This is a genomic window from Agrobacterium bohemicum, from assembly GCF_001562555.1.
In the GTDB taxonomy this organism is placed as follows: domain Bacteria; phylum Pseudomonadota; class Alphaproteobacteria; order Rhizobiales; family Rhizobiaceae; genus Agrobacterium; species Agrobacterium bohemicum.
Map to the genome: position 1 here is coordinate 235,269 of NZ_KQ961031.1, position 25,682 is coordinate 260,950.

Annotated in this window: 21 protein-coding genes and 1 riboswitch; of the genes, 11 read left to right on the forward strand and 10 right to left on the reverse strand. The window is 56.9% G+C overall.

Annotation, left to right across the window (positions count from 1 at the left end):
• Window positions 1-4: 4 nt before the first annotated feature.
• The 7 genes from ATO67_RS15840 to ATO67_RS15870 form a co-directional block, all read right to left on the reverse strand.
• On the reverse strand, window positions 5-316 hold the full coding sequence (locus ATO67_RS15840) for a hypothetical protein (protein WP_067651297.1): 312 nt from the start codon (window positions 314-316) through the stop codon (window positions 5-7).
• Between the two features lie 157 nt (window positions 317-473).
• A complete protein-coding gene (locus tag ATO67_RS15845; protein WP_067651419.1) occupies window positions 474-1,265 on the reverse strand; it encodes an ABC transporter ATP-binding protein in 792 nt (263 codons plus the stop codon).
• On the reverse strand, window positions 1,262-2,281 hold the full coding sequence (locus tag ATO67_RS15850; protein ID WP_067651301.1) for a FecCD family ABC transporter permease: 1,020 nt from the start codon (window positions 2,279-2,281) through the stop codon (window positions 1,262-1,264). Before ATO67_RS15850 ends, ATO67_RS15845 begins: the two co-directional genes overlap by 4 nt.
• A 3-nt stretch (window positions 2,282-2,284) precedes the next feature.
• Window positions 2,285-3,316, reverse strand: a complete 1,032-nt coding sequence (locus ATO67_RS15855) for an ABC transporter substrate-binding protein (protein ID WP_067651304.1) — start codon at window positions 3,314-3,316, stop codon at window positions 2,285-2,287.
• A gap of 191 nt (window positions 3,317-3,507) precedes the next feature.
• Window positions 3,508-3,730: riboswitch (cobalamin riboswitch) on the reverse strand.
• A gap of 143 nt (window positions 3,731-3,873) precedes the next feature.
• Window positions 3,874-6,213 (reverse strand): glucose/quinate/shikimate family membrane-bound PQQ-dependent dehydrogenase, encoded by a 2,340-nt coding sequence (locus tag ATO67_RS15860; protein ID WP_067651307.1) that lies wholly within the window; start codon window positions 6,211-6,213, stop codon window positions 3,874-3,876.
• 64 nt (window positions 6,214-6,277) lie between these two features.
• Window positions 6,278-7,234 (reverse strand): asparaginase, encoded by a 957-nt coding sequence (locus ATO67_RS15865; RefSeq protein ID WP_067651310.1) that lies wholly within the window; start codon window positions 7,232-7,234, stop codon window positions 6,278-6,280.
• A gap of 2 nt (window positions 7,235-7,236) precedes the next feature.
• A complete protein-coding gene (locus tag ATO67_RS15870) occupies window positions 7,237-8,706 on the reverse strand; it encodes an amino acid permease (protein ID WP_067651313.1) in 1,470 nt (489 codons plus the stop codon).
• A 294-nt stretch (window positions 8,707-9,000) separates the two neighbouring features.
• On the opposite strand from ATO67_RS15870, the gene ATO67_RS15875 reads away from it, so the two are divergent.
• Window positions 9,001-10,431: an aspartate ammonia-lyase gene (locus ATO67_RS15875; RefSeq protein WP_067651316.1), complete on the forward strand. Its 1,431-nt coding sequence runs from the start codon at window positions 9,001-9,003 to the stop codon at window positions 10,429-10,431.
• On the opposite strand, the gene ATO67_RS15880 is transcribed toward ATO67_RS15875, so the two are convergent.
• A complete protein-coding gene (locus tag ATO67_RS15880) occupies window positions 10,428-11,141 on the reverse strand; it encodes a FadR/GntR family transcriptional regulator (protein WP_067651319.1) in 714 nt (237 codons plus the stop codon). The two genes, ATO67_RS15875 and ATO67_RS15880, sit on opposite strands and share 4 nt — an antisense overlap.
• 150 nt (window positions 11,142-11,291) lie before the next feature.
• Here ATO67_RS15880 and ATO67_RS15885 point away from each other — a divergent pair, with 150 nt between their 5' ends.
• The 9 genes from ATO67_RS15885 to recQ all read left to right on the forward strand — a co-directional run bounded on the left by ATO67_RS15885 (window position 11,292) and on the right by recQ (window position 24,028).
• Window positions 11,292-11,879 carry an ANTAR domain-containing response regulator gene (locus ATO67_RS15885; RefSeq protein WP_067651321.1) on the forward strand — a complete coding sequence of 196 codons (588 nt, stop codon included), beginning with the start codon at window positions 11,292-11,294 and terminating at the stop codon, window positions 11,877-11,879.
• A 31-nt stretch (window positions 11,880-11,910) separates the two neighbouring features.
• On the forward strand, window positions 11,911-13,176 hold the full coding sequence (locus tag ATO67_RS15890; RefSeq protein ID WP_067651324.1) for a CmpA/NrtA family ABC transporter substrate-binding protein: 1,266 nt from the start codon (window positions 11,911-11,913) through the stop codon (window positions 13,174-13,176).
• A gap of 383 nt (window positions 13,177-13,559) precedes the next feature.
• Complete coding sequence (locus ATO67_RS15895; RefSeq protein WP_067651327.1) at window positions 13,560-14,858, forward strand: CmpA/NrtA family ABC transporter substrate-binding protein; 1,299 nt, start codon at window positions 13,560-13,562, stop codon at window positions 14,856-14,858.
• Between the two features lie 18 nt (window positions 14,859-14,876).
• Complete coding sequence (gene ntrB, locus ATO67_RS15900) at window positions 14,877-15,770, forward strand: nitrate ABC transporter permease (protein WP_067651330.1); 894 nt, start codon at window positions 14,877-14,879, stop codon at window positions 15,768-15,770.
• Window positions 15,771-15,783: 13 nt separating this feature from the next.
• The gene (locus ATO67_RS15905) at window positions 15,784-16,581 is read left to right on the forward strand and encodes an ABC transporter ATP-binding protein (RefSeq protein WP_067651332.1); all 798 of its coding nucleotides are present in this window, start codon (window positions 15,784-15,786) and stop codon (window positions 16,579-16,581) included.
• Between the two features lie 5 nt (window positions 16,582-16,586).
• On the forward strand, window positions 16,587-19,037 hold the full coding sequence (gene nirB / locus ATO67_RS15910; RefSeq protein WP_067651335.1) for a nitrite reductase large subunit NirB: 2,451 nt from the start codon (window positions 16,587-16,589) through the stop codon (window positions 19,035-19,037).
• Between the two features lie 102 nt (window positions 19,038-19,139).
• The gene (gene nirD, locus ATO67_RS15915) at window positions 19,140-19,469 is read left to right on the forward strand and encodes a nitrite reductase small subunit NirD (RefSeq protein ID WP_067651338.1); all 330 of its coding nucleotides are present in this window, start codon (window positions 19,140-19,142) and stop codon (window positions 19,467-19,469) included.
• A 2-nt stretch (window positions 19,470-19,471) separates the two neighbouring features.
• Window positions 19,472-22,129 (forward strand): nitrate reductase, encoded by a 2,658-nt coding sequence (locus ATO67_RS15920; RefSeq protein ID WP_067651342.1) that lies wholly within the window; start codon window positions 19,472-19,474, stop codon window positions 22,127-22,129.
• A gap of 87 nt (window positions 22,130-22,216) precedes the next feature.
• Complete coding sequence (gene recQ / locus ATO67_RS15925; protein ID WP_067651345.1) at window positions 22,217-24,028, forward strand: DNA helicase RecQ; 1,812 nt, start codon at window positions 22,217-22,219, stop codon at window positions 24,026-24,028.
• 21 nt (window positions 24,029-24,049) lie between these two features.
• Here the strand turns inward: recQ and ATO67_RS15930 are convergent, their stop codons facing one another.
• Window positions 24,050-24,496 (reverse strand): winged helix-turn-helix transcriptional regulator, encoded by a 447-nt coding sequence (locus tag ATO67_RS15930; RefSeq protein ID WP_067651348.1) that lies wholly within the window; start codon window positions 24,494-24,496, stop codon window positions 24,050-24,052.
• A gap of 86 nt (window positions 24,497-24,582) precedes the next feature.
• Here ATO67_RS15930 and ATO67_RS15935 point away from each other — a divergent pair, with 86 nt between their 5' ends.
• Window positions 24,583-25,395 carry an oxidoreductase gene (locus tag ATO67_RS15935; RefSeq protein WP_067651422.1) on the forward strand — a complete coding sequence of 271 codons (813 nt, stop codon included), beginning with the start codon at window positions 24,583-24,585 and terminating at the stop codon, window positions 25,393-25,395.
• Between the two features lie 45 nt (window positions 25,396-25,440).
• Here ATO67_RS15935 and ATO67_RS23375 read toward each other — a convergent pair.
• A partial coding sequence (locus ATO67_RS23375) for a hypothetical protein (protein WP_210176141.1) occupies window positions 25,441-25,682 on the reverse strand: 242 nt, incomplete at its 5' end.

Sequence of the window (25,682 nt, forward strand, 5' to 3'; positions counted from 1 at the left end):
AGCTTCAGCTATTTGCCTCTTCGCCCTCATTGCCCTGCAAAAGCCGGGTTAACTCGGCGCAGTTCGGATCGTTAGCGTCGAGCAGTTGCGAAGGCGATGTCCAGCCGATCGTGTAGCCCACTGCTGTCGCGATTGCCCAGGAAGGGTCTTCGCCAGCACGCTGAATCAGTTTAGGTCCCTGCGCCGTGATGCACTGCTGCGATTGCTGAATGGATTGTGCAGACGCATTCGCGCCCTGCATGCGCTCCTGCACGTCGGCCTGAATGGGGCTCAGCACAAAAAGGGTGATGAACCATGCGGCAATATCGGAAATCATGAGTGAACCTCTGAATGTTCGGCGTATATGTCGGAAAAGGTCCGACATCGTGAAAGCACCGAAACTTCCACCAGAGGGGCCCGGACCAGCGGGTTGAACCGAATGTGGGAGGCCGCCTCCTCAATTCAAGAGATGCACATCCGAAATCGGAAACAAGTCACGCCTTTGAATATGGGTTGCTGTCGTCGCGTGGCGGGCGGTAGCGGATGTGACAGATGTCGCCATCCTCCCGCTCGACGGTCACATCGACACCGAAGACATCGCCGATCAGCTCTGCCGTAAACACCGCTGACGGCTTACCGAGAGCCACCAGCTGACCGCCTTTCATCACGGCAACGCGGTCACAGAACATCGCCGCGTGGTTGAGATCGTGCAGGGCTGCGACGACTGTCAGGCGTTGCTTGCGAACGAGATGCAGGAGCGCGATCTGGTGACCGATATCGAGATGGTTCGTCGGTTCATCCAGCAGCAGAATATCAGGCTTCTGCGCCAGTGCGCGGGCGATGTGCAGACGTTGCCGCTCCCCTCCGGAAAGCGTGTGCCACATGCGCTTGGTCAAATGATGCGCATCGACATCCTGCATTGCCTGATCCACAATGGCATCATCGTTTTTCGACCATGGAGACAGGGCACCCAAATGCGGTGTGCGGCCAAGCTCCACAGCCTGGCGAGCGTTGATATGCTCCTGTGTTTCCGCCTGTTGCTCGACCAATGCGATGTGGCGCGCAACATCCCGACGGTTCAGGCTCTGCATGTCATTGCTATCCAGATCGACCGCGCCGGATTTCGCTTTCTTGAGACCGCACAGCAGCGACATGAGACTGGTTTTACCGGAACCGTTTGGCCCGACGATACCGAGAAACTCGCCCGGCGTGATGTCGAGACTGACATTTTTGACGATGTCGACACCACCGGCAGACCAACAAAGATTTCGGGCCGTCAGCATTATATTGCCCTCCTGCGCTGGCTGAGAATGAGCGCGAAGGCCGGTGCGCCAAACAAGGCGGTAATGACGCCGATGGGAAGGACCTGACCGGTGACAATGGTGCGCGACAGAATATCGGCGGCGATCATGAACACCGCACCCGTCAAAGCTGCCGCTGGCAGAAGACGGCCATGTCTGATGCCGACGATCATGCGTGCGGCATGGGGAATGACCAGACCGATAAAGCCGATGGAGCCAACAATGCTGACCATGATGCCGGTCATCAGTGCGGAGACGCCGGTGAGCACGATGTAGACACGCCGAACCGGCACACCCAGAGACCCGGCCGATTGTGCTCCGAAGGTAAAGGCATCGAGCGCGCGTGCATAACACAGACACACGACAAGACCGATGATGGTAACAGGCAACGCCAGCCAGACATCCGACCAGCGCACGCCAGAAAGGTTGCCAAGCAGCCAGAACATGATGCCCCGCGCCTGCTCGGCATTGGCTGCCTTGGTCACGATGAAAGATGTCAACGCGTTGAACAGCTGTGAGCCCGCCACGCCCGCAAGAATGATCGCACTGTTTCCCCGGCCAGCGCGAAAGGCCAGCAGACTGACAAGAGCAAATGCCACCAGCGCACCCAGAAATGCACCCAGCGGCATGGTCAGCATGCCAGCGCCGAACCCAAGAATGGCTACGCTGACCGCACCCGTAGAAGCACCCGCCGAAATGCCGAGAATGTAGGGATCTGCGAGCGGATTGCGCAACAACGCCTGCAAGACAACACCGGAAAGCGCCAGTGCGGCACCGCAGCAAGCGGCAACGACCGCCCGGCTGAGGCGGTAGTTCCAGATGATGCCTTCATCGATGGCATCCAGCGGATAGCCCGCATGAAACACACGATTTGCCACCGTCTTGGCGACGACATCCAAGGGAATGGATGTCTCACCAATGGCGGCACCGAACCAGAGAGCCAGGCCAAGGCACCCGACTGTAAGCAAGACGGCACGGGTAAGGGTGAAACATGCACCCATGACTTACTTGGAGAGCCCAAGCTGGACGACAGCGTCGGCCAGAACTTCGATGCCTTCGATGGTGCGGATCGTTGGGTTCATGGCTTGCGCATCCATGATGACGATATGGCCCTGTTTGACGGCGGGCATCAGGCTCGTGACGGGATCTTCTTTGAGGAACTTCTGCTTGAGCGCGATGTCATCCGCCGGAAAACGCCTGCGATCCATCTTGCCAGCAACGATGAGGGTGGGTTCCGACTTTGCGATCGTTTCCCAACCAACCGTCGGCCACTCCTCTTCGCTATTGATGACATTCTTGATGCCGAGTGCCGACATGATGTAACCGGGTGCGCCGTTCTTGCCCGCGACATAAGGATCGATATCGAGTTCCGCGCTGGAGAACCAGAACACGGCAGAAAGCTTACCGTTTGCGGATGCAATTTTCTTTCGGGCAGCCTCTTCACGCGCCTTCAGGTCGGCAACGAGCTTTTCGCCCTTGTCCTGAACATTGAAGATTTGCGCCAGTTCGGTGATTTCCTGATAGATCAGATCCATCGAGAATACGGAGTGGCGCACGCCATCTCCACCGCCGGAATTGTCTTTACCGGTGCAATCGGCAGGCGATGTATAAACTGGGATGTTCAGCTCTTCGAACTGTTCAGGCTTGGCAACGATCCCTTCAGGACCGACATGCCACTGAAACTGCACCGTGACGAGATCCGGCTTGGTGGCCAGAACGCTTTCGAAACTCGGGTCGTTATCGGCCAGCCGTTTAATCTTGGCATTGGCATCTTCATAGCCCTTGATGACGGGGCCGATCCAGACGGCGGTGCCGACCACCTTGTCGGCAAGACCCAGCAGATAGAGAATTTCCGTCGTACTCTGGCCGAGCGAGGCAGTCCGCTCAGGCGCATGCGTATAGGTTACATCTCGTCCGCAATTCTTCAGCGTCAAGGGATAGGTCGTCTCTGCCGCATGCGCGAATGGCGCCGCCAGGCCAATCGACATTGCAGCGAAACTCGCAGCAAAAACGGTTTTTTTAAAATTGAATGTCATTTCCGATCAGTCCCCGAAATCGTCAGCGGCAGCCATTGAGGCAAAGCCGCGTGAGCATGTTTAGACCTTCAGTCCGAAAGAACACGTGCTGAAACGATCCGAAACCGGGACATGGCAGATGGAATAAGGCGCTGGCTGGCGCTCGATGCAATCACGACGTCTCCTGTTCCAGGCATCCCCGCCCGTGACATTGGAATGAACTTTCGACGGCAGGTCTCCTGGCTCACGGATTGGCGTCTTCACCCACCTTCCCACGAAATTTCGCAGTGGCATGACGCTTGTAAGAGCGGCAAAGGGTTGGACAATCCGTTTACAGTTGCGGGGGCAGCTGCGGCATAGATCCCGAAGGCTCGCACCGCATTCCCTATTATTTCTTGCGATCACTCGCTCGAAACCGTCACAACCAGATAGACGTATTGGAAACGAGTCGTCAAGCATTGCTTTTGTAATGTTATTACATTTTATCGCAAGCCCTAAATTCGCTTTGGTGCCAGCACAACAAAAAATGGCCGGGAAGATTTTCCCGGCCATTCCAACATCGACGTCTCGATAGGTTTTTAAGGCAGTGTATAGGCGATGACGTAGTCACCGGGCTTGGTGCCCACAGAGCCATGTCCGCCAGCAACCATCACCACATACTGCTTTCCATTTTCCATCGCATAGGTCATCGGCGTTGCCTGCCCACCCGCTGGAAGACGCGCTTCCCAAAGCTGCTTGCCGGATGTCAGGTCATAAGCGCGAAGGTAATTATCGACCGCTGCACCGAGGAACGCGACGCCGCCCTTGGTAATCATCGGTCCACCAATACCGGGCACACCTACCTTGAAGGGCAGTGGCAACGGCGTCATGTCATAGACGGTGCCGTTCTTGTGTTTGTAAGCAACATCGCCTGTTCGCAGATCGGCACCTGCGACGTAGCCCCATGGTGGAGCCTGACAAGGAACACCCAATGGTCCAAGGAATGGGCCCATGAACACACCGTAAGGCGCACCATCGTTGCGATTCAGGCCTTGCTCGCTACCCTTTTCGTCCTGACCGCGTGGCGGAATCTGGTCGCGTGGAACGAGTTTCGACGTGAAGGCCAGATAAGTCGGCATACCGAACATGACCTGACGCTCAGGATCGACAGCAACTGAGCCCCAGTTGAAAGTGCCAAAGTTGCCTGGATAGATCAGCGATCCGTTGAGGGATGGAGGCGTGTAGCGGCCTTCATAGTTCAGCTGATGGAATTTGATGCGGCATGCCAGCTGATCGAACATGGAGACGCCCCACATGTTCTTCTCCACCAACGGATCAGGCTTGAACGACAAAGCGGATGTCGGCTGCGTCGGAGCGCTGAAATCTTCCGGGATCGTACCACCAGGGGCCTTCTCTTCTGTCATGGCCAGAATAGGCTCACCGCTGCGGCGATCCAGAACGTAGATATCACCCTGCTTGGTTGGGCCGACCAGTGCCGGAACCGTCTGCCCGTCTTTCTTGGTAATGTCGAGCAAGACAGGCTGCGCCGGAACATCCATGTCCCACAGATCGTGATGCACGAACTGGCGAACCCATTTGTCCTGCCCCGTGTTCACATCCAGTGCCACGATAGACGAGGAATATTTCTCGACATTCTCGCTCCGACCCATGCCGAGTTGATCCGGAACCTGATTTCCCAATGGGATGTATACGAGCCCAAGCGCTTCATCGACGCTGAATACCGACCAGCTGTTGGGAGAGTTGGTCGTATAGGTCTGACCCGGCTGAAGCGGTTGGGTCTGGGTAGGGTTCCCCGAATCCCAATTCCAGATCAATGCACCGGTGGACACGTCGAACGCACGGATGACGCCGGACTGTTCCTGCGTCGAGTAGTTGTCGTTGACCGCGCCGCCAATGATGATCTTGTTGCCTGCAATGGCAGGCGGGGATGTCGAATAATAATAGCCAGCCGGATTGTGCTCCATGCCGGAGGTCAGGAGAAGAGTGCCCTTGTCGGCAAATGTCGTGCAAACCTGACCTGTCGCAGCGTCGAGTGCAATCAACCTTGCATCCGACGTTGGCAGGTAAACGCGCGCTGCACAGAAGGAACCGCTTTCGGCTGCGGGGTCGGCGTAATAAGTAACCCCACGGCAGGTCTGATGCTGGCGATCAGGATTCATTCCAGCATTCGGGTCGTATTTCCACTTTTCCTTGCCGGTTGCCGCATCGATGGCAATAGCCCAATTGTGCGGTGTGCAAAGATAGAGCGAGTTTCCGACTTTCAGGGGAGTGACCTGATAGGTCGTCTCGCCAACGTCATCAGGCAACTTCACATCGCCGGTCTGGTAGCGCCAGGCTTCTTTCAGCCCATTCACATTCTGCGCATTGATCTGAGACAGTGGAGAATAGCGCTGACCATATGATGTGCGACCATACTGATGCCATTCATTGTCAGGCACGTCATTGCCGTAGCTCGGCGCCGACGTCACGATCTCACTTGAGAGGTTGCCTTCCAGATCATGCGGGTCTTGCGTCATCGCAAATGCTGCAGCACCCACCGAAACCAGAACTGCCGTCAGCAGCGGAACCGCATTGGCACCATAAGACGTGCCGGTAGGGCTGGTGAAGCCGAGCGGCTTTCTGATCCATGGCATCAACAGCCACATTCCGATCAGGATGATGAAGCCACCGCGCGGTCCGAGCTGCCACCAGTCGAAACCGACTTCCCACAGCGCCCACAACAAAGTCGCGACGACGAAAGCGGCATAGAAATGCAATGCCACCTTGTTTCTCTGAAATAGAAGAACGGCAGTCACCACAAATGCGATGCCTGCCAATGCGTAATAAAAACTTCCGCCCAGCATGACGAGCTGAGAACCAAAGCCAAAAATTGCAAGTCCAATAAGAGTCAGGACGACTGCAGTCGATGTCACTGCCATAAAAGGCCCCCGGTGGTCTCCCAGCCGGTGAAACGGGATCAGATCCCAAAGGTTCCCAAAAAAATCACGATTTCGCCATTTTTTGAAAATCACCGAACGCATCCGCCATATCGGCACGTTTTTTCGATGAGGCAATCATGGCGGCGAGCAGGATTCTCGACTGCCCTGCGCGCAATGTCCGGGAGTGAATGGCGCCCGCAGCACCCATATCGTAACCGCCACCGCCGCCGCCATAACCGGCAACAAGTTCACCAACGGGAACCCGGCTGGACACTACGACAGGCACGTCGCTCTCACGGCAACGGTTAAGGGCATCAACGATAAGAGTATTGGCATTGCCAGACCCCAGTCCAGCGAGCACGATGCCTTTTGCGCCAGCCTCAAGGCTGGCATCGATATGGGCAGCATCACAACCGGGATAGATGGCGACGATGTCTATTCGGATGTCTTTGACCGTTCCGGTAAAGCCGGGGCTCTCTGGACAAATGGCATGTCCAGAAAGATCGAAGGCATCGGGCTCGTCAGCAGAGCGCTTGTAAAGCCCCCATGCGGGCAACAGCTTACCGCCGAAACTCAGCAGGACGCCTTTTTCCGTGTTGGATGGATCAACAGATGCAGCGATGGCCGCAGAAAGGTTGCCTGGGCCATCTGCCTGCGGATGATCGGCTGTAAACTGCGCGCCGGTAAAAATAACCGGCTTGGTCAGGCTATGCTGGAGATGCACCAGAAGCGCGCTTTCCTCCATAGCATCCGTGCCGTGCAGAATAACGACTCCCGATACCTCAGGGTCGGCTAGCTCTCTGCCCACCGCATCGCTGATGGTCTGCATGTCCGCCAGGGTCAGGCTGGACGAATCCTTCGCCATGAGCTCGATCGGCTTCACCTGCACATCGCTTTTGCTCACATCGGACAGCAGATTCTCGCCTGTCAGAGATGGCTTGGCCACGCCGGTTTCATCGCGTTCGCTGGCAATGGTGCCGCCGGTGGCAATGACGGCCACCAGCAGTTTTGATTCCGTCATTCTCAATTTTCACTCCGCGCACCAGCGCCGCTCAATACATCTGCTTTCGCCAGTTCGTGAATGCGATTGCGCAGCAGATACCACCCCACCACAAGAGCCGGCGCGATGATGATGAGCGAACCCACAGTCAATGTCCCAGCCGGATAATCCATCGCCATCAGCACCAATACACCGAAGAGGAAGACAAGCGTCAGGACGCCTGTATAAGGCGCGCCAAACATTTTGAAATCAGGACGATTCATTTTCCCCTGCCGGGACAGATGCCACAGCTTGAGTTGGCATAACACGATGGCACCCCACGCGCAAATGATGCCCAGCGCCGCAACATTGAGCGCGATTTCGAACGCGGCGGCGGGAACGATGGCGTTGAGAATGACGCCAATGACGGTGACAACAGCGGTCACCGCGATGCCGCCATAGGGCACGCCCGCCTTGTTCATTTTAGCGAGCGCCGCCGGTGCAGAACCGGAAACGGCCATGGAATGGAGAATACGACCAGTCGAATAAAGACCGGCATTCAGCGAAGAAAGAACCGCAGTCAATACCACGAGGTTCATGATGATATCGGCACCTTCGACGCCGATGGAACCGAAGAAGGTCACGAACGGGCTCTCACCCGCCTTGTAGGCGGTATAGGGCAAGAGAAGCGTCAGCAGCAGGACCGAGCCGACATAAAACACCAGCAGCCGGAAGACGACGGTGCGGATAGCTCCGGGAATGACCTTTCGCGGAACTTCCGTCTCACCCGCGGTGGTGCCGATCAACTCGATCGAGGCATAAGCGAATACTACCCCCTGGACGATGATGAAGGCAGGCAGAATACCATTGGGGAAAAAGCCGCCATTATCCGTAATCAGGCTGAAGCCCGTAACATGGCCCTCGATCGGCGTGCCGAAAATGACGAAGTAGATGCCGACGACGAGGAATGTTGCCAAGGCCACCACCTTGATGAGGCTGAACCAGAATTCCAGCTCGCCAAACACCTTGACCGACAGCATGTTCATGGCCAGCACGATCAACAGCGCGCCTAGCGCAAAGACCCATTGGTCGATGCCCTGCATCCACGGAAGATATTGCTTGAAGAAATTCATGTAAATGGCGACGGCGGTCACATCGGCAACCGATGTCATGGCCCAGTTAAGCCAGTACATCCAACCGACTGCAAATGCCATTTTCTCGCCGTAGAACTCGCGCGCATAGGACACGAAAGAGCCTGACGTCGGGCGATGCATGATCAATTCACCCAACGCGCGCAGCACCAGAAAAGCAAAGAAGCCGCAAAGGGCGTAGACGAAAATCAAAGCCGGTCCAGCGGCGGCGAGACGTCCACCTGCCCCCAGAAACAAGCCTGTGCCAATGGCACCACCAATGGCAATCATCTGAATCTGGCGCGGTTTGAGCGCCTTGTGAAAGCCTTGGTCTTCCCTGGATTCGGTTTTTTGATGTGTCGTGCTCAACTCTTTCACTGACATTCGCCCCTCCCTAGAGCTTACGTGTCAAGCCGATCCCACCGTCACATCAGACCAATCATCTGACACGAGGGTTCAGCTGCTCCTGCCTTCTATTAAAACGCATTAAATGCGTGAATAAAATATCATTCTGTAATGCTGCAAGACAGATTTTATCCCAGATATCGCCCCTTTCCCACGTCGTCAATCCTTCTTCACAGCTGCTTGACGACATCAATCAGTAGGCATAAGCGTATTAAATCTGTCAAGCAGCTTTACAGATATTTGATTTTTCATGGGGAGGAAACTGTTGTGGACATGCGTCAAGAATACGATCTACTGGGCGTGAAAGACATTCCAGCCGAGGCATATTGGGGCATTCACACAGCCCGCGCCGTCGAAAATTTCCAGATCACCGGCATGACCATCGGCCGCTATGCTCATCTCATTCGTGGCCTTGCTTTCGTCAAGCAAGCAGCCGCGAATGCCAATCACGAACTTGGATTGCTGGACCGGACAAGGCTGGACGCCATTACACAGGCCTGCCGTGACATTCGCAATGGCGCACTGCACGAGCAATTCATCGTGGACGCCATCCAGGGCGGAGCAGGAACATCCACAAACATGAACGCCAACGAAGTCATCGCAAATCGTGCGCTTGAGATTTTGGGCCATGCCAAGGGTGATTACGCGCATCTGCACCCCAACGACCACGTCAATCTCAGCCAGTCGACCAATGACGCATACCCGACGGCGATCAATCTCGCCCTGATCGAAGCCATCGATGAGCTGGCAGCATCGATGCTGATTTTGCAGGATGCCTTCGAGCGCAAGGCCAAGGAATTCGACGGCATTTTGAAAGTGGGTCGCACGCAGTTGCAGGACGCCGTGCCGATGACGCTGGGCCAGGAGTTCAGAACCTTCGCCGTGATGCTCGGCGAAGATCGCTTGCGCCTCATCGAGTCGGCAGCGTTGCTCCATGAAATCAACCTGGGTGCTACAGCAATTGGCACACGCCTGAATGCGCCAGCTGGATATGCGGAAGTCGCCTGCAAACATCTGGTCGAACTGACTGGTCGTCCACTGGTCACCGCCGCCGACCTCATAGAAGCAACACAGGACCCCGGTGCATTCGTGCATCTGTCCGGCGTCCTGAAGCGGGTCGCGGTGAAACTGTCCAAGACCTGCAACGACCTGCGCCTGCTTTCCTCCGGGCCGCGCGCAGGCATCGGTGAGATCAACCTGCCCCCGGTTCAGGCCGGGTCCAGCATCATGCCGGGCAAGGTCAATCCGGTCATTCCAGAGGTCGTCAATCAGGTCGCGTTTGCCGTTATCGGCAACGACATAACCATCACCATGGCGGCAGAAGGCGGTCAGCTTCAACTCAATGCGTTCGAGCCGATTATCGTAAGGTCGCTATTGGACAGCATATCGCAACTCAGCGCCGCTTGCCGCACTTTGGCAGACCGCTGCGTCGACGGCATCACGGCCAATATCGAGATCATGGCCCGCAGGCTGGAAGAATCTCTCGGCATCGCCACCGCGCTCAACCCGCTGATCGGCTACTATGCCGCGACGGAAGTGGCGAAGGAAGCACTGGTGTCTGGTCGCACGGTGCCGCAGGTGGTTTTGGAAAAAGGCTACATGACAGCCGACGAACTTAAGCAGGCCTTGCGACCGGAATTGCTGGCAAACCTGCCATGGCTCAATAACACGGTCGCGCCCCGCGAGGCTAAAGACCTGCTCTAGCGCACCAGGTTTTCATCGCGCATGATGGCGGTAATGATCTGCTTGACCTGCCCGAGATGCGCTTCCATGGCGCTCCGGGCAGTCTCATCAGACCCGGCCGCAATGGCTTCGGCAATCAGCCGATGCTCGACGTTGGAGGCCACACGCCGGTCGGCCATGATGTTCAGCAAACCCGATTGCTGGCTAAGCGAATCTCGCGCATCGGACACGACCTTGGCAAACAGCGAATTCCCGGATGCCTCGGCAATGGCGCTGTGAAACTCCGAATCTAGCTTGACCCATTTGTGCGGATCTTCCTGCGCATCCATGGCGTCGCAGAGCTTTACCATTCGCGATAGCTGTTCGCCGGTCCGCCGCACCGCAGCCCAACCTGCCGCGGGGACTTCGATATAAGGCCGGGCCTCAATCAGATCACGGGCGGAATAGCCACCATAGCGCAATTCAGGACTTGGCCGATCCGTCAGAACAAAAGTGCCGCTGCCGGTCCGCGTCTGCGTCATACCTAGTGTTTGCAAAGACCGTAAAGCCTCGCGAACAATCGGTCGACTGACACCGTATCGGCCTGCCAGATGCGTTTCCGCAGGCAGCCGTGTACCCACAGTCAACCGTCCTGAAACGATTGCCATACGCAAATCTTCAAACACCGATTCCGCCGCACTTTTACGGTTGATCGGACTTGTTTCTGACAACCAGTCCACCCCTGCACTCATGGGAGTGACATTTTATAAACATGCGAAGCTTGTCAAGCCGCTGAAGCGGAGGAGAAATGTTTTGGTACAAAACAAAATAGCCAATACGCACATTTTTTAATCACGCTGAAAAAGATTGCAAATAATTTTGCGCTGCGTCATCTATGCGCGATGACGCAGCGCGACCTGACCATTCTGGTGATCGATGAAAATGCCATTCGCGCCTCCATTATCGAAGAGGGTCTGCGAGAGGCCGGGCATGACCGCGTCACCGTGATCCACGAAGTCCACGGCGTGGCGCGTATCATCGACACACTCTGTCCCGATGTCATCGTCATCGATATCGAAAACCCCAACAGAGACATGATGGAACATCTGTTTCAACTGACCCGCACGGTGGGGCGACCCATCGCCATGTTCGTTGATCGCTCGGATACGGCCTCCATAGAAGCGGCTGTCGAGGCGGGTGTTTCAGCCTATATCGTAGACGGGCTGAAGAAAGAGCGGGTCAAACCCATTCTTGATATGGCGGTCAGCCGATTCAACGCCTTCAGCCGCCTCAAGCAAGAACTGGCCGAGGCGAAATCGGCACTTGAAGACCGCAAGATCGTGGAGCGCGCCAAAGGCATTCTCATGAAAATGCGCGGGCTTTCGGAAGAGGAAGCTTTTGCACTTCTGCGTCAGACGGCAATGAACGAGAAGAAGAAACTGTCCGATATCGCGCAAAGCGTGGTCACTGCAGCAGGCTTGCTGATGTGAGCGGCGCAAGGACAGGAGAGGAAGCAGGACAATGACAATCATCGGCAGCGTCGACAACGCACCCGCTCTTATTGGCAGTGACAGCCAGCGCACCCTTCGCGCGGGCTTTATTCCGCTTGTCGATGCGTCTGTCCTCATCGCCGCCGCCGAATTCGGCTTTGCCGAACGCGAAGGCCTTCGACTCGACCTCGTCAAGGACGTGTCCTGGGCCAATGTCCGTGATCGCCTGGCATTCCGGCAATTCGATATTGCCCACATGCTGTCTCCCATGCCAGTTGCTTCGATGCTGGATCTGGGGTCAAATCCCTCCCCCACCATCACTCCGTTTTCGCTGGGGCGCGGCGGCAATGCCATTACGCTTTCCACACGACTGTTTGCGCGTATGCGTGAGGTGACGGGAATTTCACAGACGGCGAGCGCGCTTGAAAATGCAAAAGCGCTCAAGACCCTTCTCGATGATATGCGCGAACGGGGCGAACCCATTCCGACCTTCGGCGTCACCTATCCGTTTTCGTCGCATAATTACGAGTTCCGCTATTGGCTGGCGGCAGGCTCTATCGATCCCGACCGGGACGTCAAACTCGTGGTCGTGCCGCCGCCTTTGACATCCGACGCGCTGGCAGCAGGCTCTATCGAGGGCTTCTGCGTCGGCGCGCCATGGAATATGATAGCGAGCGAACGCGGCATCGGCCGCATCGTTGCCGCCAAGCAGGACATCTGGCCATCGGCACCGGAAAAGGTGATAGGCATGCGTCCGGAATGGGCGGATGCGCAGCCCGAAGCCGTCTCACGCCTGCTGGTGGCGCTGGATGCAGCCGCCCGCTGGTGCGACAGTGCTGAAAATCACGGCGCATTGGCCGAAACACTGGCGGATGCGAAATACATCGCCGCACCCGTGGAGATCATCCGGCAGGTTCTGGCCGGACGCTTCAATGTCGATGCCGAGGGCAATCAACGAGTGATCGAACGCTACTTCACCTTCCACGATAATTTCGCGAATTATCCGCGTAAAAGTCAGGCGCTATGGATTTACAGCCAGATGATCCGCTGGGGACAAGCGAGCTTCACGCCATACGCAGCACAGGCTGCGGCGTCGGCCTATCGCAGCGATCTCTATCGTAATGCTCTGGGCGCAGATAATACACCGCCAGAATCCGATACGCGGGTAGAAGGCAACACGGATGGCGACCGTTTCATGGACGGCCATGTCTTCGACCCGAGCGCGATTGAGGACTACGTGAAGAACTTCCCGGTCAGTGCAGGAAACCTCGGCTCTGCCAGCGCTGAGGACGCCTGACTATAACGCACTGCACAAATGCTGCGCACCGAAAAAGCTGTAATGACATCATGTGCGCAAAATATGAGCCGTAATCTTCACGATTAAATTTTGAAAAAAATACAAGCATTCCAGTAATAACGTTTCCTTATCAAAGACTTATTTTACTTCCCAGCAAACTGGCATAGCGTTTGCTTGATATCAAACACTCGGTCAACGGCGATCGGGGATAAAAGCGCTTCATTGCTGCTTACCAACGACATCGACGTCGCAAGGTTTTTGCTGATCGGGACCTCCTCCCGGCAAACGCAATCTCCGAGCGGCGTTTTTTTGTTTTTGCACTTTTGCTTTTGCACTTGGGAAACAGGCGCCCTGACGGCGGCTTTAAAAAATGGGGAACATGAATGAAACCGACATTCACAGGCAATATAAGCCGCCGCGGCATACTGAAGACAACGGCGACCGCTGCGCTGATCACCGCAATCCGCTCCGCCTTCCCATCTGGTGCATTTGCGGCAGCGGCGACACCTGAAGTGACCGGTGCAAAACTTGGCTATATCGCGTTGACGGATGCAGCGCCGCTTGTTGTCGCAGCCGAAAAAGGACTTTTCGCCAAATATGGCATGCCAGATGTGGAAGTTGCCAAGCAGGCATCCTGGGGTGCGACGCGCGACAATCTCGTTCTGGGCGGCGCATCCAATGGCATCGATGGCGCGCATATTCTCACCCCCATGCCCTACCTCATGCACACCGGCAAGGTGACGCAGAACAATGTACCGGTACCGATGACTATTCTCGCCCGGCTTAATCTCGACAGCCAGGGCATCTCGGTTGCCAAGGAATATGCCGACACCGGCGTTCAGATGGATGCTTCCAAGCTGAAGGCTGCCTTTGAGAAGAAGAAGGCCGAGGGTAAGGAAATCAAGGCCGCCATGACCTTCCCCGGAGGCACGCATGATCTGTGGATTCGCTACTGGCTGGCCGCTGGAGGGATCAACCCCGACAAGGATGTGTCCACTATCGTCGTTCCGCCACCGCAGATGGTTGCCAATATGAAGGTTGGCAACATGGATGTGTTCTGTGTGGGCGAACCGTGGAACGAGCAACTGGTCAACCAGGGCATCGGCTTTACCGCCTGTACCACAGGCGAACTTTGGAAGGGTCACCCCGAAAAGGCGCTGGGCATGCGCGCCGACTGGGTCGAGAAGAACCCGAACGCCGCAAAAGCCATCCTCATGGCCGTGATGGAAGCCCAGCAATGGTGCGACAGCATGAACAATAAGGATGAGATGTCGGCCATTCTGGGTAAACGCCAGTGGTTCAACGTTCCGCCGAAGGACGTGCTGGGTCGCCTGAAGGGTGACATCAATTATGGCAATGGCCGCGTGGCACACGGCACCGATTTGCAGATGAAATTCTGGAAAGATGGCGCGTCCTACCCGTTCCAGAGCCATGACAGCTGGTTCATCGCCGAGAATGTCCGCTGGGGCAAGTTTGCGCCCGATACCGACATCAAGGCGCTGGTGTCCCAGGTCAACCGCGAAGACCTGTGGCGCGAAGCCGCCAAGGAACTGGGCGTGGCTGCGACCGATATCCCAACGTCCAAATCCCGCGGCAAGGAGACCTTCTTCGACGGCAAGGTTTTCGACCCGGAAGACCCATCCGCCTATCTCGACAGCCTTTCGATCAAAGCTGCCTCCTAAACGCGACAGGACAAAACCATGACCGCAACCGCCCGCAAGACAGACAGCATGGCAACGGCCACCGCCATTCCGAAAAGCGGCACCGTGATTGCCATCGACCGCCGCAAGGCACCAACGCTGAACGCCAAAAAGATCGCAGCGGCCATCGCCCGCAATGTCGTTCCGCCGCTGGTCGTGCTGGTGCTGATGCTCGGCATCTGGCAGATGCTCTGTTCGTCCCCCGGCGCAACCTTGCCGCCACCGAGCCAGGTGTTTCAGGAAAGTTATGACCTGATCGCCTATCCGTTCTTCGTCAACGGCTCACAGGATATCGGGCTTGGCTGGCGTGTTCTGATTTCGCTGGAGCGCGTGGCCTATGGTTTCGGCCTGGCCGCCATCGCAGGCGTCATCCTCGGTGCGGTCGTCGGCCAGTCGATCTGGGCGATGCGCGGTCTCGACCCGATCTTTCAGGTGCTGCGCACCGTGCCGCCTCTGGCGTGGCTGCCGCTGTCGCTGGCTGCCTTTCAGGACAGCAATCCATCCGCCATATTCGTGATCTTCATCACCTCCATCTGGCCCGTCATCATCAACACCGCCGTTGGCGTTCGCAACATCCCGCAGGATTACCGCAACGTAGCAAAGGTGCTGCGGCTGAACCAGCTGGAGTTTTTCTACAAGATCATGCTGCCTTCGGCCGCTCCCTACATCTTCACCGGCCTGCGCATCGGGGTCGGCCTTTCCTGGCTGGCCATCGTTGCCGCTGAAATGCTGACGGGTGGCGTCGGCATCGGCTTCTTCATCTGGGATGCGTGGAATTCCTCGCGCCTGCCCGACATCATCGTCGCACTCGCTTACATCGGCGTCGTCGGCTTTGTCCTCGACAAGCTGGTGGCAGCGCTTGGCAATGTCGTCACCCGCGGCGCGGCAAACTGAGAAGGAGAGCAGCATGAACGCCTATCTCAAGCTTGATCACATCGACAAATATTTCGACAAGGGCGGTGTCCGCGCCGAGGTGCTGAAGGGCATCAACCTCACCATTGGCAAGGGCGAATTCGTCTCCGTCATCGGCCATTCCGGCTGCGGCAAGTCCACCATGTTGAACCTCATCGCGGGCCTCACCAAGGTTTCCTCCGGCGTCGTCCTTCTGGAAAATCGTGAAGTGAACGAACCCGGCCCGGAACGCGCCGTAGTGTTTCAAAACCACAGCCTGCTGCCGTGGCTAACAGTCTATGAAAACGTCAATCTCGGCGTCGAAAAAGTCTTCCGCTACTCGAAATCGAAAGCCGAGCGGCACGATTGGGTGATGCGCAATCTCGACCTCGTGCAGATGGCCCATGCCAAGGACAAGAAGCCATCGGAAATTTCCGGTGGCATGAAACAGCGCGTCGGCATTGCCCGGGCGCTGGCCATGGAGCCGAAAATCCTGCTGCTGGATGAGCCTTTCGGCGCGCTCGATGCGCTGACCCGCGCGCATTTGCAAGATGCGGTGATGGAAATCCATTCTCGTCTTGGCAACACCATGGTGATGATCACCCACGATGTGGATGAAGCCGTACTGCTTTCCGACCGCATCGTGATGATGACCAATGGACCCGCCGCCCATATCGGTGAAATTCTCGACGTGCCGCTGCCAAGGCCGCGCCATCGCATCGACCTTGCCTCCGACCGAACCTACCTCAAATGCCGCGAAGCCGTGCTGAAGTTCCTCTACGAACGTCACCGCTTCGTCGAAGCTGCGGAGTAATCCCTATGACAGAAAAACTTGTCATCATCGGAAACGGCATGGCCCCCGGCCGTATGCTGGAAGAACTGCTCGAGAAAGCACCGGGCCGCTTCAAGGTCACGATTTTTAATGCCGAACCACGCGTCAATTACGACCGCATCATGCTGTCGCCGGTGCTATCGGGTGAGAAGTCCTATGAGGATATCATCATCCACGGCGATGGCTGGTATATCCAGCACGGCATCACGCTCTACAAGGGCCACCGCATCGTCAACATCGACCGTGCAGCCAAGACGGTAACCTCCGACCATGGCGTCACCGAAAGCTACGACAAGCTGGTCATCGCCACCGGCTCCGTTCCCTTCATCATCCCCGTTCCGGGCAAGGATTTGCCGGGCGTCATCACCTACCGCGATCTCGATGATGTGGATGCGATGCTGCTGGCCGCACAATCCCGCGCAAAGGCCGTCGTTATCGGCGGCGGGTTGCTGGGGCTGGAAGCAGCGGCAGGTCTTGCCATGCGCGGCATGGATGTTACCGTGCTGCATGTGATGCCAACGCTGATGGAGCGTCAGCTCGACCCGGCAGCAGGTTACCTGTTGCAAAAAGCAATGGAAGATCGCGGCATCAAGGTCATTACCAAGGCCAACACCAAGCAGATCGTCGGCACCGATAAGGTCGAGGGCATCGAACTCGACAATGGCACCATCATTCCAGCAACACTGGTGGTGATGGCTGTGGGTATTCGGCCCAATGCGGGGCTCGCGAAAGACGCAGGCCTTGCCGTCAATCGCGGTATCGTCGTGGATGCGGGCATGCAGACCTCGGACGGGGATATCCTATCGGTCGGTGAATGCGCTGAAGTGGATGGCATGGTCTACGGTCTCGTTGCGCCGCTTTACGAAATGGCGCGGGTGGCCGCCTCGCATCTGGCGGGCGATACAACACCGGCCTTCGTGCATGCAGACACGCCGACCAAACTCAAAGTCACCGGCATCAACCTCTTCTCCATCGGTGACTTTGCCGATGGCGATGATCGCGAAGAAATCGTGCTGCGCGATGCCACCGCAGGCATCTATAAGCGCGTCATCCTCCAAGACAACCGCATCATCGGCACCGTTCTTTATGGCGAGACCTCCGATGGCGCTTGGTTCAACGATCTAAAGAAAAAAGCGACCGATATTTCGGAGATGCGGGACACCCTTATCTTCGGCCAAGCCTATCAGGGAGGGTCCCCACTGGACCCTATGGCGGCCGTTGCAGCCTTGCCGGATGATGCGGAAATCTGTGGCTGTAACGGCGTTTGCAAGAGCAAGATCACCTCGACCATCACGTCGAAGGGGCTGACATCGCTGAATGATGTACGCGCCCACACCAAGGCCTCGGCCTCGTGCGGTTCCTGCACGGGCCTTGTCGAGCAACTGATGACGCTGACGCTTGGCGATAGTTACAACCCAGCCGCCGTTCAGCCCATGTGCAACTGCACAGAGCTTGGCCACGATGATGTCCGCCGCCTGATCAAGGCCAAGGGTCTGAAAACCATTCCCGCCGTGATGCAGGAACTGGAATGGAAAACCTCCTGCGGCTGCGCCAAATGCCGCCCGGCGCTGAACTATTACCTCGTGTCCGACTGGCCTGATGAATATGCCGACGATTATCAGTCGCGCTACATCAACGAGCGTGTTCACGCCAACATCCAGAAGGACGGCACCTATTCCGTCGTGCCGCGCATGTGGGGTGGCGTGACGAACGCCAACGAATTGCGCGCCATCGCCGACGTTGTCGACAAGTTCGAAATACCCATGGTGAAGGTGACCGGTGGCCAGCGTATCGACCTTCTCGGCATCGAAAAGGAAGACCTGCCCGCCGTCTGGGCCGATCTCGGCAAGGCCGGTTTCATCTCCGGTCAAGCCTATGCCAAGGGCCTTCGGACCGTCAAAACCTGCGTCGGTTCAGACTGGTGCCGCTTCGGTACGCAGGATTCCACTGGCTTCGGCATTCGCGTCGAGAAATTCATGTGGGGTTCCTGGACACCGGCCAAGTTGAAGCTCGCCGTATCAGGCTGTCCGCGTAACTGCGCCGAAGCCACCTGCAAGGATATCGGCGTGATCTGCGTCGACAGTGGTTACGAAATCCACTTCGCCGGTGCCGCCGGTCTCGACATCAAGGGCACGGAAGTTCTGGGGTTGGTGAAGACGGAAGACGAGGCACTGGAGCATATAGTGGCACTGACGCAGATGTACCGCGAACAAGGGCGATACCTCGAACGCATCTACAAATGGGCCAAGCGCATCGGCTATGACGAGGTTCGCCGCCAGATCATGGGCGATGCCGAAAAGCGCAAAGCCTACTTCGAACGTTTCGTCTTCAGCCAGAAATTCGCGCAGGTCGATCCATGGTCGGAGCGCGTGTCCGGCGAGCACAAGCACGAGTTCAAACCGATGGCGACCATCGGCTTCAATCAAGCCGCAGAGTGACCGACCGCCGCAAGGCGTGACGGGCGCGTGGGCAGTCGGGTGGGCGGAAAGAGGAGTTTTCGCCCACCCGGAGACATCATCGACAAGGACAGGATAAACGCAATGAACTGGGTCGATATCGGCTATATCTCCGACATTCCTCTGCGCGGCGCACGCTGCGTGAAAACGCCATCTGGCAAGATCGCCGTGTTCCGCACGGCGGACAACGATGTCTATGCCATCGAGGATCATTGCCCACACAAGGGCGGGCCGCTCAGCCAAGGCATTGTCCACGGCGCATCGGTTACATGCCCGCTGCACAATTGGGTGATTTCGCTGGAAACCGGCAAGGCGCTGGGCGCGGATGAAGGTGCGGTACGCTCCATTCCCGTGCGCAATGTGGACGGCAAACTGTCGATATCAATTGAAAGCCTCATGATCGCGGCGGAGTGAGCATGGCACAAGAGGTCAAGACCACCTGCCCCTATTGCGGCGTCGGCTGCGGCGTGATTGCCAAGATCGATGACGATGGCGCGGTCTCCGTCAAAGGCGATCCCGATCATCCCGCCAATCTGGGACGGCTCTGTTCCAAGGGCTCGGCGCTGGCCGAAACCATCGATCTGGAGGGGCGTCTGCTCTATCCGCAGGTGGATGGTATCAGGGTTAACTGGGACGACGCGCTTGACCTCGTGGCCTCGAAATTCTCTGAGGCCATTGCCGAACACGGACCTGACTCTGTCGCATTCTACGTCTCCGGCCAATTGCTGACGGAAGACTATTACGTCGCCAACAAGCTGATGAAAGGCTTCATCGGTTCAGCCAATATCGATACCAATTCGCGCCTGTGCATGTCGTCATCCGTCGTAGGCCACCGCCGCGCCTTCGGCTCTGATACAGTGCCGGGCCTCTACGAAGACATTTTCGAAGCCGATCTCGTCATCCTCACCGGCTCCAATCTGGCATGGTGCCATCCGGTCATCTACCAGCGCCTCGCCGCCGCCAAACTTGAGCGACTGCACATGCGGATCGTCGTTATCGACCCGCGCCGCACCATGACCTGCGATATTGCCGACATGCATCTGGCCATCCGCGCGGATGGAGACGTGGCACTCTTCACCGGCCTTCTGGCGCATCTCGCCAACGGCCCGGCAATCGACCATGCCTATGTCGAAAGCTTTACGAACGGCTTCGATGCGGCCAGCCAATCTGCGATGGGATATAGCCTCCCCGAGATATCAAAAGCCACGGGGCTGACCATTGCCGAACTCATCCAGTTCTACGAACTGTACGAACACACCGAAAAAGTCGTTACCTGCTACGGCCAGGGCGTCAACCAATCGGCCAGCGGCACGGACAAAGTCAACGCCATCATCAATTGCCACCTTGCCACTGGGCGCATCGGGAGGCCCGGCATGGGTCCGTTTTCCCTCACCGGCCAGCCCAACGCTATGGGAGGCCGCGAGGTTGGCGGCCTCGCCAACATGCTCGCCGCACATATGGACATTGAAAATGCTGATGATCGCGACCGCGTTCAGCGCTTCTGGAACTCCCCTGCCATCGCCACTAAACCCGGCCTGAAAGCAGTCGATCTGTTTCAGGCAGTTGCGGATGGCCGTATCAAAGCCCTGTGGATTATGGCAACGAACCCGGTTGTTTCCATGCCCGACGCCAGCGCCGTCGAAGCCGCATTGAAAGCCTGCCCCTTTGTCGTCGTATCAGACATGTTCGCAACCACCGACACGGCAAAATACGCGCATGTTCTGCTGCCTTCGCTGGGCTGGGGCGAAAAGGACGGCACAGTCACCAATTCGGAGCGGCGCATTTCTCGCCAGCGCGGATATCTGCCAGCACCGGGAGACGCAACGGCAGACTGGTGGCAACTGTCGCAGGTTGGTCAGCGAATGGGGTTTTCGGGAGCATTTGATTACACCGGCACGGCAGAGATTTTCGCAGAACATGCCGCTCTGTCCGGCTTCGAAAATCGGGGCAGCCGTGATTTCGACATCGGCGCATATTCTGATCTCACAAAACCAGACTATGACGGGATGCCACCCTTCAATTGGCCGCAACCCGTATCCATAGGCACAGAAACAACACGTTTCTTTGCCGACGGCAAATTCTTCCACGCAGATGGCCGAGCCCGCTTCATCGACACCACCTTGCCGCAAACATCCCGCATCGACGTTGCTTACCCACTGACACTCAACACCGGCCGCATTCGCGACCAGTGGCACACCATGACGCGCACCGGCAAAAGCGCCCGCCTTTCATCCCACATCGCTGAACCCTTCATCGAAATGCATCCTCGTGATGCCATGGAAGCGGGCATAGACAGCGCCGATCTCGTCGAAATCGAAAGCCCGCTTGGCAAGATCATCGTACGCGCTCTGGTCACGGAGAGGCAGGCACGCGGAAACCTTTTCGTACCCATGCACTGGAACGAGCAGTTCGCCGCCCATGCCCGCGTCGATACACTGGTACCGCCGGTGACAGATCCCTATTCAGGCCAGCCCGCATCGAAAAACATCGCGGTGAAGATGCAACGCTTTCAGGCCGAAGCCTTTGCTTTCGCAGTCACACAGGAAAAGCCGCAGCACCTCGATTGTACCTATTGGGCGCTCGCCAAAGCCGAGGGCGGTTACCGGCTGGAACTTGCCTTTGAGGAAGCTCCGGAAGACTGGATCAACTGGAGTCGCACCGTCTTCGGTATCGCTCCACAGATAGAGCCAATCGGCTATGCCGATAATAGCTCCGGCCAGATACGGCTTGCCTTCTTCGATCGCGACACATTGCTGGCCGCACTTTACGTCGCCAATACCCCTGTCGCCGTCGCCCGTAACTGGGCGATCTCCCAACTCGCAGTGCGCCACACGGATTTGCGCACCCGATTTTCTCTCGTCGCAGGCCGCCCCGGCGCTGGCAAATCGGACCCCGGCGCAACTGTCTGCTCCTGCTTCAATGTCGGCGTCAACCAGATCACTAGTGCGATCCGCGAGGGCTGCCATACCGTCGAAGCCATCGGCAAGACCCTGAGCGCGGGCACCAATTGCGGCTCCTGTCGCGCAGAAATCCGAGGGATCATAGAGGGCTGCCTCAAAACCGCGGCGGAGTGATTGCCTGTGTTTCCCGCTCTAAAGGGGTTGTGATTATCATGAATATGGAATGAGGTGCCGGGCAACCGAATCTCAAAGAAGACCCCCTTGAATACTGATCCATTCCATATTCTCAAGACCATCTACGGCTACGACACATTTCGCGGGCAGCAGGCAGACATCGTTCAACATGTCATCGCTGGCAACAACGCCTTCGTGCTGATGCCCACGGGTGGCGGAAAGTCTCTCTGCTACCAGATTCCCGCGCTCTCGCGCCCCGGCATGGGCCTCGTCGTCTCGCCGCTTATCGCGCTGATGGTCGATCAGGTTGCAGCCCTGCGCCAGGCCGGTGTCAGGGCAGAAGCGCTCAACTCCAACCTCTCGCCGGATGAACGCCGCGCCTTGTGGGCTGATATCCGTGGCGGCAAGGTCAGCATTCTCTATGCGGCACCCGAGACGCTGCTGAAGCCTGATGTTCTCGATTCCCTTCAGAACGTGCAGCTATCACTCATCGCCATTGATGAAGCCCACTGCCTGTCGCAGTGGGGCCACGACTTCCGACCACCCTACCGCCAGCTCGACCTGCTGATCGAGCGATTTCCCGATACGCCGCGCATGGCGTTGACGGCGACTGCGGACGAGCCGACGCGGGCGGAGATATTGGAGCATATGCGCATTGAAGGCAGCGACGCTTTCATCGCCGGCTTCGACCGTCCCAACATCCGCTACGCCATCATGGAAAAGGACAATCCCCGCGCGCAGGTCAAGCGTTTCCTGCGCGATCATCAGGATGAAAGCGGTATCATCTATTGTCTGTCCAAAAGAAAGACTGAAGAAACGGCAGAGTGGCTGCGTTCTGAAGGTTATGACGCGCTTTCCTACCACGCTGGCATGGACAGAGATCAGCGTGAGGCAAACCAGACTCGTTTCCAGCATGGCGAAGCCATCATCATGGTCGCCACCATTGCCTTCGGCATGGGCATCGATAAACCGGATGTACGCTTCGTCATCCACATCGACCTACCCAGCAGTATCGAGGCCTATTATCAGGAAACCGGGCGCGCGGGGCGCGATGGTCTGCCGTCTGATGTCCTGATGCTGTACGGCTCCGAAGATATTGCGCTACGCAATCGCTTTATTGAAGGTTCCGACGCACCAGACCAGCGCAAACACATGGAACGGCAAAAGCTGGACGCTTTGCTGGGACTGGCAGAAACAGCGGGATGCCGTCGTCAGGCATTGCTTTCCTATTTTGGAGACAGTTGCGAGCCGTGCAACAATTGCGACACCTGCGCCGAACCCCCGGAGCTGTTTGACGGCACCATCGCCGCTCAGAAAATTCTGTCCTGCATCTACAGAACGGGAGAACGCTTCGGCCAGGCCTATATCATCAGCGTTCTCCTTGGCGCGGACGACGAGAGAATTTCCCGCTTTGGCCATGACCAGATTACCACCTATGGCATCGGCAAGGAGCATGACAATCGCACATGGCGCGCAATCCTGCGGCAGTTGATTGCTTCACGCCTGCTCGAGGTTGATCTTGAGGGGCATGGCGGCCTCTCCATTTCCGAGACGGGGCGCCAGTTCCTGCGCGAAAAGCCAGCACTGATGCTGCGGAAACCTCAAGCGCCGCGACCAGCAATACGCGGCCAGAAATCTCAGGGGCGAGCGGCAATCGATCTGCCAGCCGAAGATGCATTGCTCTTCCAGGCGCTACGCGAAAGACGCATGGAAATCGCCCGTACCCAAAATCTACCGCCCTACGTCATCTTCCACGACAAGACATTGATTGAACTCGCCAACGCAAAACCAATATCCCGCAGTGAAATGGCAAGAGTTCCCGGCGTTGGCGAAGCCAAACTCGATCGCTATGGTCCAGCATTTCTCGAGGTGATTGCCGAAGCGCTGGCACGCAGCTGAAAACATTTGATCGTGTGTTCTCTATCGCGGATTGTCGTCACGGACTGGCGTCGACATTCGTATCGCCCGGGTTCCAAGCTTTGCGCCCGTCACGGCATCTATTGCAACAGATTCGATCTCGACGCCAGACTCCGCGTCGACATAGCGTGCCATTTCACCATCGCAATGGCGATGTGCCCACGCCCCAATCATCATCAGAACAGGTAGAAAATCCCGGCCTGCTTCCGTGAGCACATATTCGTCACGGGGCGGACGCTCGGTGTAGAGGCGTTTTTTCAGCAAGCCATCTTCCGTGAGGCTTTTAAGACGCTTCGTCAACATGGTCGGAGCTATCCCGAGGCTCTTCCTGAACTGGTCGAAACGCGTGAGACCAGCATGAGCGTCTCTCAGGACGAGGATTGTCCACGCATCACCTACTGACTCAAGACCCCGTGCAACCGGGCACTTCCTAACTAAGACATTATTCATTAAGTATCTTTTCGATAGTGACTTGATATCGAAAAGATAGTATCACGGTTTGAAATGGCGATCCACACTCAATGAAAGCTGACGACATGACCAACAGAAACAAAGGTGTCGCTCTAGTGACCGGCGCGTCTTCAGGCATAGGACTTGTCACCGCCCAAGCACTTGTAAAAGCCGGTTATCAGGTCTTTGGCACGAGCCGGAAGCCCTCTGCCAATCCGCACGGTATCACCATGTTGGTGTGTGATTTGACGGAAGAGGTATCGGTTAAAGGAATGATCGAAGAGATCGTAAAGCAGGCTGGCCGCATAGACCTCGTCGTCAACAATGCCGGGATTGGCTTGCTCGGCGGAGCAGAAGAATCCTCCATCGCCCAAGCCCAGAGCATTTTCGACGTTAATGTCTTCGGGGTAGTCCGTGTCATCAACGCCGTACTGCCAATCATGCGCGGCCAAAAAAGTGGCCGAATCATCAATATAAGTTCAGTTCTGGGGCTTATCCCATCACCCTACAATGCGTTCTACTCCTCAACCAAACACGCTATAGAAGGCTACTCGGAATCACTGGATCATGAAGTGCGCGGCTTCGGCATCCGCATTGTGCTCGTCCAGCCCGGCGTCACACGAACCGCGTTCGAAGAAAACCTGACCCACGTCGACCAGCCGCTACCTGTCTACACTGCCGAGCGAACACATAGCGAAAGCCTGATGCGGACATGGATCGAAAAGGGTGACGATCCCCAGATCGTCGCCGATACAGTAGTCAAAGCCGCTACAGCCAAAACACCAAAGTTACGCTATTCCGCAGGCAAACAATCGAGCCAAGTCCGCATGCTCCGCCGGTTTATGCCTGAAAAACTGGTCGACAGAATTCTAAGAAAGGCCAACGGATTATTGGATTAAAGCTGGGCTAAAACTTAAAATAGTTTTCCGAAGCACAGAACCTTTTTATCGGTGGTGTTGAAACGGTTCCGCGTCGATCTTGCCGCGATCGTGATGTTCGCACCCGACAAGAGTGGTGGCGAGTTTCGCCACGAGCGGGCACTTTTGGAAAATCTCATGGGCCGAACCATGACGACTGTAGGGACAGGAACACAGAAAGGCGCATGATGTGGCTTTATTTGGCTTTTGGGAATTTTTGGTTGCGGGGGCAGGATTTGAACCTGCGGCCTTCAGGTTATGAGCCTGAC

Coding starts and splice junctions, on each gene's coding strand:
- ATO67_RS15840 (WP_067651297.1), bottom strand. CDS start 316: ATGATTTCCGATATTGCCGCATGGTTCATCACCCTTTTTGTGCTGAGC.
- ATO67_RS15850 (WP_067651301.1), bottom strand. CDS start 2,281: ATGGGTGCATGTTTCACCCTTACCCGTGCCGTCTTGCTTACAGTCGGG.
- ATO67_RS15855 (WP_067651304.1), bottom strand. CDS start 3,316: ATGACATTCAATTTTAAAAAAACCGTTTTTGCTGCGAGTTTCGCTGCA.
- ATO67_RS15860 (WP_067651307.1), bottom strand. CDS start 6,213: ATGGCAGTGACATCGACTGCAGTCGTCCTGACTCTTATTGGACTTGCA.
- ATO67_RS15865 (WP_067651310.1), bottom strand. CDS start 7,234: ATGACGGAATCAAAACTGCTGGTGGCCGTCATTGCCACCGGCGGCACC.
- ATO67_RS15870 (WP_067651313.1), bottom strand. CDS start 8,706: ATGTCAGTGAAAGAGTTGAGCACGACACATCAAAAAACCGAATCCAGG.
- ATO67_RS15875 (WP_067651316.1), top strand. CDS start 9,001: ATGCGTCAAGAATACGATCTACTGGGCGTGAAAGACATTCCAGCCGAG.
- ATO67_RS15880 (WP_067651319.1), bottom strand. CDS start 11,141: ATGAGTGCAGGGGTGGACTGGTTGTCAGAAACAAGTCCGATCAACCGT.
- ATO67_RS15885 (WP_067651321.1), top strand. CDS start 11,292: ATGACGCAGCGCGACCTGACCATTCTGGTGATCGATGAAAATGCCATT.
- ATO67_RS15890 (WP_067651324.1), top strand. CDS start 11,911: ATGACAATCATCGGCAGCGTCGACAACGCACCCGCTCTTATTGGCAGT.
- ATO67_RS15895 (WP_067651327.1), top strand. CDS start 13,560: ATGAAACCGACATTCACAGGCAATATAAGCCGCCGCGGCATACTGAAG.
- ntrB (WP_067651330.1), top strand. CDS start 14,877: ATGACCGCAACCGCCCGCAAGACAGACAGCATGGCAACGGCCACCGCC.
- ATO67_RS15905 (WP_067651332.1), top strand. CDS start 15,784: ATGAACGCCTATCTCAAGCTTGATCACATCGACAAATATTTCGACAAG.
- nirB (WP_067651335.1), top strand. CDS start 16,587: ATGACAGAAAAACTTGTCATCATCGGAAACGGCATGGCCCCCGGCCGT.
- nirD (WP_067651338.1), top strand. CDS start 19,140: ATGAACTGGGTCGATATCGGCTATATCTCCGACATTCCTCTGCGCGGC.
- ATO67_RS15920 (WP_067651342.1), top strand. CDS start 19,472: ATGGCACAAGAGGTCAAGACCACCTGCCCCTATTGCGGCGTCGGCTGC.
- ATO67_RS15930 (WP_067651348.1), bottom strand. CDS start 24,496: ATGAATAATGTCTTAGTTAGGAAGTGCCCGGTTGCACGGGGTCTTGAG.
- ATO67_RS15935 (WP_067651422.1), top strand. CDS start 24,583: ATGACCAACAGAAACAAAGGTGTCGCTCTAGTGACCGGCGCGTCTTCA.